General features: G+C 59.3%; 6 protein-coding genes. 2 read left to right on the top strand and 4 right to left on the bottom strand.

All coding sequences use genetic code 11. From position 1 onward, the window contains the following. Positions 1-20: 20 nt before the first annotated feature. From mdtC to OK412_RS02020, 3 genes are read right to left on the bottom strand one after another with little or no spacing between them, the layout of a single operon-like run. Positions 21-3,095 carry a multidrug efflux RND transporter permease subunit MdtC gene (mdtC, locus tag OK412_RS02010; protein WP_264352622.1) on the bottom strand — a complete coding sequence of 1,025 codons (3,075 nt, stop codon included), beginning with the start codon at positions 3,093-3,095 and terminating at the stop codon, positions 21-23. Next, the gene (locus OK412_RS02015; RefSeq protein WP_033788263.1) at positions 3,092-6,214 is read right to left on the bottom strand and encodes an MdtB/MuxB family multidrug efflux RND transporter permease subunit; all 3,123 of its coding nucleotides are present in this window, start codon (positions 6,212-6,214) and stop codon (positions 3,092-3,094) included. Before OK412_RS02015 ends, mdtC begins: the two co-directional genes overlap by 4 nt. Beyond that, a complete protein-coding gene (locus OK412_RS02020) occupies positions 6,214-7,452 on the bottom strand; it encodes an MdtA/MuxA family multidrug efflux RND transporter periplasmic adaptor subunit (protein ID WP_033772217.1) in 1,239 nt (412 codons plus the stop codon). The genes OK412_RS02015 and OK412_RS02020 overlap by 1 nt, the downstream gene beginning before the upstream one ends. A gap of 240 nt (positions 7,453-7,692) precedes the next feature. Between OK412_RS02020 and OK412_RS02025 the strand changes: the two genes are divergently transcribed. Then, on the top strand, positions 7,693-8,652 hold the full coding sequence (locus OK412_RS02025; RefSeq protein WP_033778771.1) for an aldo/keto reductase: 960 nt from the start codon (positions 7,693-7,695) through the stop codon (positions 8,650-8,652). A gap of 209 nt (positions 8,653-8,861) precedes the next feature. Then, positions 8,862-10,205 carry a carbohydrate porin gene (locus OK412_RS02030; RefSeq protein WP_033778772.1) on the top strand — a complete coding sequence of 448 codons (1,344 nt, stop codon included), beginning with the start codon at positions 8,862-8,864 and terminating at the stop codon, positions 10,203-10,205. A gap of 402 nt (positions 10,206-10,607) precedes the next feature. Here the strand turns inward: OK412_RS02030 and yegD are convergent, their stop codons facing one another. After that, entirely contained in the window at positions 10,608-11,960 is a 1,353-nt protein-coding gene (gene yegD, locus OK412_RS02035; RefSeq protein ID WP_010248167.1) for a molecular chaperone, read from the bottom strand. Positions 11,961-11,973: the final 13 nt, after the last annotated feature.

Raw genomic sequence — 11,973 nt, forward strand, 5'->3', positions numbered from 1 at the left:
GCCTGCTGCCGCCATACCTGTTACGGCTGCTGCGCGGCGGCCAGCGGGCGTTTTTTACGGCGCAATTTATCCATCATTAAATAGACCACCGGCGTGGTGTAGAGCGTCAGCAACTGGCTCATCACCAGCCCGCCGGCAATGGTAATCCCCAGCGGCTGACGCAGCTCTGCGCCGTCGCCGCTGGTCAGCACCAGCGGCAGCGCGCCAAACAGCGCCGCCAGCGTCGTCATCATAATCGGCCGGAAGCGCAACAGGCACGCCTGGAAAATCGCTTCCCGCGCGCTGAGCTGGCCGTTGCGCTCTGCCTCCAGCGCAAAATCGACCATCATGATGGCGTTCTTTTTCACGATACCGATCAGCAGCAGAATACCGATCAGCGCAATCAGGCTGAAGGGCGTATCGAACAGCTCCAGCGCCAGCAGTGCACCGACACCCGCCGAGGGCAGGGTAGAGAGGATCGTCAGCGGATGGACATAGCTCTCATAGAGGATCCCCAGCACGATATAGACCGCTGCAATCGCCGCCAGCATCAGCCAGAGCTGATTGCTTTGCGACTGCTGAAACACCTGCGCCGTACCGGCAAAGCTGCCGCGCACGCTGGAGGGCACGCCAATCGCAGTCATGGTGCGTTCAATCGCCTCCGACGCCTGCGACAGCGACACCCCTTCCGGCAGGTTAAATGAGATGGTCGAGGCGGCAGACAGCCCTTCATGATTGACCGAGAGCGGCGCATTCGCGGGCTGCCAGTGGGCGAACCACGACAGCGGAATTGCTTTACCTTCGCTGTTTATCACAAACATCTGTGACAGGGCGCTGATATCCTGGGTGTAGCGCGGATCGACCTCCATCACCACTTTGTACTGGTTAAGCGGCTGATAGATGGTGGAGATCTGACGCTGACCAAAGGCGTTATTCAGCAGGGCATTGGCCTGAGAGACATCGATGCCAAGCCGCGCCATGCTTTCCCGGTCATAGGTCAGCGCCATCTCGCTGCCTTTATCCTGCTGATCGGAGTTCACATCCGCCAGCTGCGGCAGGGCGGAGAACGCCTGACGGATTTTTGGCTCCCACTCACGCAGGGCGTTAAGGTCGTCCGACAGCAGGGAATATTGATAACCGGCATTCGATTCCCGACCGCCGACGCGCAGATCCTGCACCGCATTCAGATAGAGACTCGCCCCGGGTTCTTTCGCCAGCTTATTGCGCAGGCGGGCGATAATCTCCACTGCACTCCCTTTCCGCTCCGACAGCGGCTTCAGCGAAATAAACATGGAGCCGCTGTTGGTACGCATCCCGCCGGTGAAGCCCACCACGCTCTCTACCGCCGGATCGGCCCCGACAATCTCCATAAAATCCTGCAGCTTACTGCGCATCGCCTGAAACGAAATGCTCTGGTCGGCAGAGATGAAACCGGAAAGTCGTCCGGTATCCTGCTCCGGCATAAAGGTTTTCGGAATATGAACAAACAGCCAGCCGGTCAGGACGATGGTGGCGAAAAACAGTACCATCACCCAGCGCGCATGGTTCAGTACCACGCTAAGCGAGCGGCCATAGCCCTGCTGGATCGCCATCAGCAACCGGCCCGCGCCGCGCTGACGCGGCTGGCTGCGCGGCGCGTGCGGCTTCAGCAGATAGGCACACATCACCGGCGTCAGGGTGACCGAGATAAACAGCGAGATGACGATAGCCACCGACAGCGTAATGGCAAATTCTGAGAAGAAGCGGCCAATCAGTCCGCCAATCATCAGCAGCGGCAGGAACACGGCAATTAGTGACAGGCTCATCGACAACACGGTAAAACCGACTTCCCGCACCCCTTTCAGCGCGGCGGCCAGCGGCTTCATGCCCGCTTCCACGTGTCGGGCAATGTTCTCCAGCACTACAATCGCATCATCCACCACAAAGCCAGTGGCGATGGTCAGCGCCATCAGCGACAGGTTGTTGAGGCTGAAGCCGCACAGGTACATCGCGGCAAAGGTGCCGATCAGCGAAACCGGCACGGCGACGGCGGGGATCAGCGTGGCGCGGCCTGAACGCAGGAAAACAAACACCACCAGAATCACCAGCGCCACGGCGATCACCAGCGACTGCTCCACCTCATGCAGCGAGGCGCGAATGGTGGGTGAGCGATCCTGAGCGATCTGCAGATCGATGGCGGCCGGGATCACCTCATGCAGCAGCGGCATTTCGGCGCGGATGCGGTCCACCGTATCGATGACGTTGGCTTCAGGCGTTTTGCGGATCAGCAGCAGCACCGCCGGTTTACCGCGCGACATCCCTGCGTTGCGTACGTCCTGCACTGAATCTTCGACTGTCGCCACATCCGACAGCCTGACCGCCGCGCCGTTGTTGTAATGCACTATCAGCGGCTGATACTCACTGGCGGTTTGCAGCGCGTCATTGGTACGCAACTGCCAGCGCTGCTGCGAATCATCCAGTGCGCCCTGCGGCCGTCGCTGATTGGCGTTGGAAATGGCGGTGCGCACCGCATCCAGCGAGACGCCCTGATTAAACAGCGCCTGTGGATTCAGGGCCACGCGGACCGCAGGCAGCGAGCTGCCGCCCACGGTGACGTCGCCCACGCCCTCAATCTGTGACAGTTTCTGCGCCAGCTGGGTCGAGGCGTAATCGTAGAGCTGACCCGGATTATAGGTATCCGAAGTCAGCGTCATGATCATAATCGGCGCATCTGAAGGGTTCACTTTGCGATAGGTCGGGCGCGACGGCATCCCGGTAGGCAGCAGGCTTTGCGCCGCGTTAATCGCGGCCTGAACATCGCGCGCGGCTCCGTTGATGTCGCGATCAAAATCAAACACCAGAATGATGCGGGTGCTGCCCAGCGAACTGGTGGAGGTCATTTCACTGACGCCCGCGATGCGTCCCAGCGAGCGCTCCAGCGGCGTGGCCACCGACGACGCCATGATCTCCGGTGCGGCACCCGGCAGCGAAGCCGAGATAACGATCACCGGAAAATCAACCTGCGGCAGCGGCGCCACCGGCAGCAGCCGGAAACCCAGCATCCCCGCCAGTGCGATGGCCAGCGTCAGCAGCGTGGTGGCGACGGGCCGGTTGATGAACAGGGCAAAGAACTTCACTCTGCGGCCTCCGTGCGGGCAAAGCGGCGGCGGGTGGCGTGCGCCAGTCGATCAAACAGCAGGTAGATCACCGGGGTGGTAAACAGGGTCAGCACCTGGCTCAGAATCAGCCCGCCGACCATGGCAATCCCCAGCGGATGACGCAGTTCGGCACCGACGCCGGTGCTGAGCATCAGCGGCAGCGCGCCGAGCAGGGCGGCCAGCGTGGTCATCAGAATCGGGCGGAAGCGCAGCAGGCAGGCCTGATAGATGGCATCAACAGGTTTCATACCCTGTTCACGTTCGGCCGCCAGCGCAAAGTCGATCATCATGATGGCGTTCTTTTTCACGATGCCGATCAGCAGGATGATGCCGATTATCGCCACGATATCCAGTTCATTGCCGCTGAGCATCAGCGCCAGCAGCGCGCCGACACCCGCCGTAGGCAGCGTTGAGAGAATTGTGATGGGGTGAATAAAGCTCTCATAAAGCACGCCCAGCACGATGTACATCGCCACAATGGCCGCCACAATCAACCAGACAGTGCTGCTCAGCGCCGCTTCAAAGGCCAGCGTGCTGCCCTGGAACTGCGTCATCAGCTCTGCGGGCATGCCAAGCTCGGCTTCAGCCTGCGACACCGCTTTCACCGCATCTTCCAGCGAATAGCCGTCAGCCACGTTGAAGGAGAAGGTCGCCGACGGGAACTGGTCGAGATGATTAATGCTGAGCGGCGTGTTGCGCTGTTCAATGCGGGCAATGGCGCTCAGCGGTACGCTGCCGCCGTCGCTGCTGTTAAGGCGAATCGCCTCCAGGCTCTCCATGCCTGGAGTGGCACTATTGTCCTGCTCCAGCACCACCCGATACTGGTTCGCCTGGGTATAAATGGTGGAGATGAGCCGCTGACCGAAGGCGTTGTACAGCGCGTTATCGACATCCGCCATGCTGATGCCGAGGCGGCTGGCGCTGTCGCGGTCCACTTTGACATAGGCTTCCAGTCCCTGATCCTGCCAGTCACTGCTGACATCGCGCAGCTGTGGCAGGGTGCTGAGCCGGGTCAGCAGCGCCGGAACCCAGGTGCTGAGTGAAGACAGTGAACCCGATTGCAGCGTGAACTGATAGGGCGTGCGGCTCGCCTGGGTATCGATGGTGAGATCCTGCACCGCCTGCAGCCACAGCTGCACGCCCGGTACCTCACTGACCTGCTGTTGCAGGCGCTGCTGAATGGCAGGAATGCGGTCGTCGCGTTGATCCAGCGGTTTGAGGTTGATCTGCAGACGCGCGCTGTTCAGCGAGGCATTGGTGCCATCCACGCCGACAAACGAAGTCATGCTCTCCACTGCCGGATCTTTCATGATGATGGAGGCGACGTCGCGGGTGCGCTGCGCCATGCTGGCATAGGAGACCGACTGCGGTGCCTGCAGCGTGCCCTGAATAATGCTGTTGTCCTGCTGCGGGAAAAAGCCTTTCGGGATGATCATCCACAGCAACAGCGTCAGCACCAGGGTGCCAAGCGCCACCGACAGCGTGAGCCAGGGATGATTAAGTACCCGTTTCAGGCCGCGGCCATAGGCGGCCACGATACGATCAAACATCGCTTCGCTGGCCCGCGAAAAGCGGTTCTGTTTGCGCAGCGACTCCGCGCTCAGCATCCTGGCGCACATCATCGGCGTCAGGGTCAGTGAGACCACCGCTGAAATCAGAATCGCCACCGCCAGCGTCACGGCAAATTCGCGGAACAGACGGCCGATCACGTCGCCCATAAACAGCAGCGGGATCAGGACCGCAATCAGCGAGAAGGTGAGGGAGATGATGGTAAAGCCGATCTCGCCGGCACCTTTCAGCGCGGCGGTGAGCGGCTTTTCCCCTTTCTCGATATAGCGTGAGATGTTCTCAATCACCACGATGGCATCATCGACCACAAAGCCGGTGGCGATGGTCAGCGCCATCAGCGTCAGGTTGTTAATTGAAAAGCCGAGGAAGTACATCGCCGCGAAGGTGCCGATCAGTGACAGAGGCACCGCAACCGCCGGGATCAGCGTGGCGGGCACGTTGCGCAGAAACAGATAGATGATCATCACCACCAGCGCCATCGCCAGCATCAGCTCATACTGCGTGTCGTTGACCGAAGCACGAATATTGGTGGTGCGGTCGGTGAGCAGTTTAACCTCCACCGACTTCGGCAGGGCTGCGGTCAGGGCGGGCAACATGGCACGGATATTATCTGCTGTGGCAATGATATTGGCACCAGGCTGACGCTGAACGTTGAGCACAATCGCCGCATCGCGGTTGGCCCAGGCGCCAAGCCAGCTGTTTTCTGCTCCCTGTTCTATAGTCGCCACGTCGCCAAGACGCACCGGTGCGCCGTTTTTGTAGCTGATAATCAGCTGGCGATAATCCTCCGCTGATTTCATCTGGTCATTGGCTGACAGGGTAACTGAGCGGGTCGGACCATCCAGGCTGCCTTTGGCGGAGTTAACGTTGGCATTGCTGATAGCGGTCCGCACCGTTTCGCTGGTCAGACCCAGCGCAGCCAGCGCCTGCGCATTCATTTTCACCCGCACCGCCGGACGCTGACCGCCCGATAGCGTCACCAGTCCGACGCCGCTGACCTGAGAGATTTTCTGCGCCACCCGCGTTTCCACCATGTCCTGCACCTGCGTCAGCGGCATGCTGCGCGTGGTGACGGCAAGCGTCATGATCGGTGGATCGGCAGGATTCACTTTGCTGTAGACCGGCGGATTAGGCAGGTCGTTGGGCAGCAGGTTAGTGGCGGAGTTAATGGCAGCCTGCACCTCCTGCTCTGCGACATCCAGCGGTAGCGTCAGCTGGAACTGCAGCGTCACCACCGAGGCACCGCCGGAGCTTTGTGACGCCATCTGTTTCAGGCCAGACATCTGACCAAACTGGCGCTCAAGCGGCGCGGTGATGGAGGAGGTGACCACATCCGGGCTGGCACCCGGATAAAGCGTGACGACCTGGATCGTCGGATAGTCGACTTCCGGCAGCGCCGAGACCGGCAGGAAGCGGTAGCCCAGAACCCCGGCCAGCAGGATCGCAATCATCAACAGCGTAGTGGCGACCGGCCGCAGGATAAACTGGCGTGACGGTCCGCCACTGTGATCGGGAGGCATGACCTGCATTACTCACGCTCTCCTTTTGACGGAAGGGTGGCGCGGGTAGCGCGCGGTGCGTTGCTCTGCGGCGCGACCACCTCGACTTTTGCGCCTTCCGTGAGGCGATCCAGCCCATCGGTCACGACGCGTTCGCCCGCCTCCAGACCGGCGCTGACCACCACTTTCTCGCTATCCTGCAAGCCGGCAATCACGCTTTTCTTGCTGACCTTGTTGTCACTGTTAACCACCCAGACAAAGTTGCCTTCGTTGCCCATCTGCAGCGCGGCAGGTGGGATAACAATCGCATCCTGCAGGGTGTTGACCTTCAGCCTCACATTCACGAACTGATTGGGGAACAGCGTGTCGTCCTGATTATCAAAACGCGCTTTAATTTTGATGGTGCCGGTGGTGACATCAATCTGGTTATCAAGGCTTAGCAGTTTGCCGCTGGCGATCAGATTCTGATTACTGCGATCCCAGGCCTCCACCAGCAGCGATTCACCGCTTTTCTGCGCCTTGAGAATGGAACTGATGCTGTTCTCAGCCAGGGTAAAGACCACATCAATCGGGTGCGTCTGGGTGATCACCACGATACCGGTGGTGTCGCCGCTGGTGACGTAGTTGCCGACGTCCACCTGTTTCAGCCCGACCCGGCCGGCAATCGGCGCGGTGATCCGGCTGTAGGTAAGATTGAGCTGCGCACTGGCGACGCTTCCCTCATCCGCTTTCAGCGTGCCGAGCGTTTCACTGACCAGTGAGCGCTGGGTATCCAGCTCCTGTTGCGACACCAGCGAGGTTTTTGCCAGCTTCTCGAAGCGCGCCAGGTCACGACGGGCGTTGGCCAGCGTCGCCTGATCTTTCGCCAGCTGGCCCTGCGCCTGCGTTAACGCCACCTGATAAGGCCGCGGGTCAACTTCTGCCAGTAGCTCGCCCGCTTTCACCTGCTGGCCTTCGGTGAAGTGGATTGCCAGCAGATCGCCATTGACCCGGCTGCGCACCGTGGCCGTGTTAGCCGCGGTCACCGTACCCAGTCCGCTCAGATAGTGCGGCACGCTCTGGCTGGTGGCCGTAGCGGCCTGAACCGGCGCGAGGGGACGACGGGCACCGTCACCGCCGCCTTTGCCGCCACGTGGCGCAGGTGCGTCACTCTGACTGCTGCTCTGCGGCTGGGCATGGCGCTGCCAGGCATAATAGCCGCCAGCGGCCACGGCGATCAGGGCCAGCACGATAAGGGTTTTCTTCATAACAGGATGTCGGGTGCTCATGATTGTTGGTGCTCTCCAGCAGTGACGTAGTCCCAGGCGCAGGCATCAAATGGGTAGCCTGCAAACGACAGAGTGTAGCCGCCTCTGACGGGCAGAAGTTGAAGGAAATAAGGATATCTGTCAGGGCGGGGTAATTATGCCTGTTCTTTCATTAATCGCATCACAATCGTCATAAAGCCGTGAAATCACTTTGCTATGCTGAAAGACAGACGGTTTTTTCAGGCAAATAAGGAGCAGGAAATGAGTCAGAATCAAACCCGGCAGTTGGGTGACAGTGGTATCGCGGTGCCGTTGCTGACGTTTGGCGGCAACGTGTTTGGCTGGACAGTGGATCAAACCACCTCCTTTTCTCTGCTGGATGCGCTGGTGGACCGAGGCCTGTGGTTTATCGATACCGCCGACGTCTATTCCCGCTGGGCACCGGGCAATAAAGGCGGTGAATCGGAAACCATTATTGGTGAATGGCTGAAAAAAAGCGGCAAACGCGACCAGATCGTGCTGGCAACCAAGGTTGGCATGGAATTGTCGCCGGAGAAAACCGGGCTGAAACCGCAATATATCCGTCAGGCAGTTGAAGATTCACTGCGCCGGTTGCAGACCGACTATATCGATCTCTACCAGGCGCACCGCGACGATCAGGATACGCCGCTGGCAGAAACCCTGAGCGCCTTCGACAGCCTGATCAGAGAGGGCAAAGTGCGGGCGATTGGTGCTTCCAATTACAGCGCGGCACGGCTGCAGGAGGCGTTGCAGGTCAGTGAAACGCAGGGGCTGGCGCGCTATGAAACCCTGCAACCTGAATACAACCTTTATGACCGCCAGCCCTATGAATCGGAGCTGGAGCCGGTGGTGATGGCGCAGGGGCTGGGCGTGATTAACTACTATTCACTCGCCAGCGGCTTTCTCAGTGGCAAATACCGCGAGGCGGCAGATGCGGGTAAAAGCGCGCGCGGTCAGGGTGTCGTAGATAAATACCTTAACCCGCGCGGTTTGCGGATCCTCGACGCACTGGACGCTATCAGCGAAGCGCATCAGGTGACGCCGACGCAGGTGGCGCTGGCCTGGCTGATCGCCCGTCCCGGTATCACCGCACCGATTGTCAGTGCCACCTCGCTGAAACAGCTCGACGATCTGACTGGCGCGATGCAGCTGACGCTGACACCGGCGCAGATTGAACAACTGAATCAGGCAAGCCAGTAAACACAAGGGGCGATAGCGCCCCTTTTTACGCTGTATCTGTCATAAAATACGCACCCCGCCCAGAGAATAACCAATCAGAGATCCCGATCACAAATGCGTTAATAAACGGATGTTACGGGTAATTATGCGCACGTATTTACAAAAAACAGAGGTTATCCAGCACTATCCTCTGCGCGTCATTTTCCGTAACTTACATAAGAATAAGCAAGATGAAAAACAGAAAAGCAGAGCAGCGTTTCCCGCTGCGCCGTGTGGCAACCGGCACCCTGATCCTGGCCATGTTTTCCGCGCAGGCGTTGGCCGCTGACGCCCTGAGCCCGGACTCCGAATGGATGTTTGGTGACTGGGGCGGGTACCGAACGCAGCTGCAGGACGACGGCATTAAGTTTGACGTTAACTACACCATGGAAAGCGCCGCGAATTTAGGCGGCGGGGCAGATACCAATACCACCATGCGCTACAGCGATCAGTGGTCGTTTGGCACCAATTTCGATCTGCAGAAGTTGCTGGACTGGCAGGATGCCGAGTTCCAGATGACCGTGACCAGTCGTAACGGACAGAATCTTTCTGAACAGGTCGCGGATCAACGCACCGGTATGCTCTCCTCGGTGCAGGAGGTTTACGGTCGCGGCCAGACCTGGCGTCTGACCCAGTTCTGGTTACGCAAAGGATTGTTTAACGATGTGGTCGATGTGAAAGCCGGGCGGGTGACGGTAGGGGAAGACTTCGATAACTTCGATGGCAATCTTTTCCAGAACCTGGCGCTGGGCAGCGGGCAGGCGGGTAACTGGCGCGGCGATCGCTGGTTTAACTGGCCGGTCTCGCAGTGGGGCGGCCGGGTGAAATTCAATATCACGCCGGACGTTTTCTTCCAGGTCGGTTTCTATAATCAGAACCGCGCTAACTACGATCGCGGTGATGGTTTCCGCCTGGATACCAGCAATTCAGAAGGGAATCTGGTGCCGGTCGAACTGGGCTGGAAGCCAACCTTCGGGCCGGAGAAATTACCGGGTAACTACCGCATCGGCTATTACTATTCCTCGGTGGATGGCGATGTTTATGGCAGCTGGCGCAACGGCGGCTATCAGGATCAGGCCCATTCCTATGGCGGCTATCTGCTGTTACAGCAACAGCTGACCGCGCAGGATGGCGATGTGAATCGCGGTCTGGGCGTGCGGGTGCAGGCGGTGATGAACGATCACAAGACCTCAAAGACCGACAACTATCAGTCTATTGCGTTTACCTGGACAGGACCGTTTGATGCCCGTCCTCAGGATGAGATCGGCGTGGGCGCGTCACGGATTCATGTGAACAGCGACTATACCCGCTCACTGCGTCAGCAGAATCAGGCTAATGGCGAGAGCCGCTTTGACAGCCCGACCTATCTGCCGATTCAGGAAGGTTCAGAGTACAACTATGAGGTTTACTACAACGCTAAAGTAACTAACTGGATGTCACTGCGACCTAACCTGCAGTATGTGGTTGCACCGGGCGCAGTCAGTGAAGTGAAAGATGCGTTTATCGGCGGTATCAGCGCGAATATTGCCTTCTGATTTTCCGGGCGAGCGAGCCGCAGTGCGGGCCAGAGCACCTCTGCTGCTGCGGATAGCCCTTTCAGCAGCAGAGGCGCTCAGGCCTCCACTCTCGTGCCCTTTTTAACAATACACACTGAAGTTTCAGAGCAGGCTGATGCCGGGCAGGGGCAGGCAATCCGCAGCGCTGAACAGAATGAGTCTGCCAGGAGAGCCCGCAGGACGCGGGCGAAAGGCGGGGCGGCACAGGATGTGCCATCCCCGGCGGTCCGTCAGGCAGAGGAATGAAGTGAAGGAACCGCGCAGCGGCGCGAGGACCGCCAGCCCCTGCCCGGCACCAGACTGCGTTATCACCTGTCGCTTAACTGACTGGCATTACACCCTCAGGTGCTGTTTTTTATTGCAGCGCAGCGTAAAGCAGAATTAGCGGAACATCACTTCCGCCCAGCGGGCCAGCCCTGCGGTGACGGAGGCGAAATCATCGCCGCCCGCAATCGGTGTATCCGGCAGCGTCTGCTGCAGCGCCGCGCGCAGCAACGGCGAACGCGCACTGCCGCCGGTCAGGTAAATCACATCAGGCTTAATCTGGCTGGTGGCTAATGCCAGCTGCACCTGTTCCAGAATTTTCTCCAGCGGCTGACTGATGGCGTCCTGCAGCTGATCCACGCCAATCTCTGTCTCTAATGCGGCGGCAATAAAGTCCAGGGAAGCGGTATGCGCCGGGCTGGCTGACAGCGCAATCTTGCTCTCTTCCGCTGCGCGCACCAGGCGATAACTGAGCTTCTGCTGCCACACTTTCAGCAGGCGAGCCACCACGTCACCCTGTTCCGCATCACGCACTAAATCCCGCAGCCACTTTCCGCAGGCGGGACTGTAAAAGTCACTTTGTGCCGGAACATCATTGATGGCGATCGCATTCCACCACGGCAGCGCAGGCAGGGCGGTGCCTTTCTGAGTGTTACCTCCCAGACCGAGTAGCGGCATCAGGGTCTTAAACGTCAGCATGATGTCCAGGTCGTTACCGCCGACACGGCAACCGCTGTGGCCCAGCAGGCTTTCACGGCGGTCAGCTTTATCACGCCACTTCGGCCCCATCAGCAACATTGAGCAGTCGGTAGTACCACCGCCAATATCCACCACCAGTACCCGCGTCTCCTGCTGCAGCGTGGCTTCGAAATCGAGTCCGGCCGCCACCGGTTCGAACTGAAACTCCACGTCGCGGAAACCGGCGCGGTGGGCGGCGCGCAGCAGAATACCTTCAGCCTGCTGGTTAGACTCTTCACTGCCTAAACCCTGGAAGTTGACCGGTCGGCCGATTACCGCCTGATCGATAGCCTGATCAAGCTGGCTTTCACCCTGCTTGCGGATGTGCAGCATCATGGCGCAGACCAGATCTTCAAACAGGGCAATCTGCTGTGGCTTCAGGCCAGTAGCACCGAGGAATGATTTGGGGGATTTAACGAACCAGACATCTTCGGGATCGACCATATAGTGCTGCAGCGCGGTGAGGCCAAACTGCACGCTATTGGGCTGGACGTCGATATCTTCTTCGCGGTTATATCGCAGCGCGCGCTGCAGCAGCGCCGTGGTTTCGCTGTCAGGTGTCGCGACCTGATGATGACGATAGAGCCATTCGCTGATCGACTCGCGGGTCGGTGCACAGATCATCGACGGCAGCAGGCGCTGATCATTTTCCAGCGTTAACAGACGTGGCGTGCCATTTTCGCTGACTGCAATAGAGCAGTTAGCCGTGCCGTAATCGAATCCTATGAACATTTTCGCCCCCATG

The sequence above is a fragment of the Pantoea sp. JV6 genome (assembly GCF_025910055.1).
GTDB classification, from domain to species: Bacteria; Pseudomonadota; Gammaproteobacteria; order Enterobacterales; family Enterobacteriaceae; genus Pantoea; species Pantoea agglomerans.

What these genes read in the sequence shown, in the direction of transcription:
- OK412_RS02015 (WP_033788263.1), bottom strand. Translation starts at nt 6,214, where the DNA reads ATGCAGGTCATGCCTCCCGATCACAGTGGCGGACCGTCACGCCAGTTT.
- OK412_RS02020 (WP_033772217.1), bottom strand. Translation starts at nt 7,452, where the DNA reads ATGAGCACCCGACATCCTGTTATGAAGAAAACCCTTATCGTGCTGGCC.
- OK412_RS02025 (WP_033778771.1), top strand. Translation starts at nt 7,693, where the DNA reads ATGAGTCAGAATCAAACCCGGCAGTTGGGTGACAGTGGTATCGCGGTG.
- OK412_RS02030 (WP_033778772.1), top strand. Translation starts at nt 8,862, where the DNA reads ATGAAAAACAGAAAAGCAGAGCAGCGTTTCCCGCTGCGCCGTGTGGCA.
- yegD (WP_010248167.1), bottom strand. Translation starts at nt 11,960, where the DNA reads ATGTTCATAGGATTCGATTACGGCACGGCTAACTGCTCTATTGCAGTC.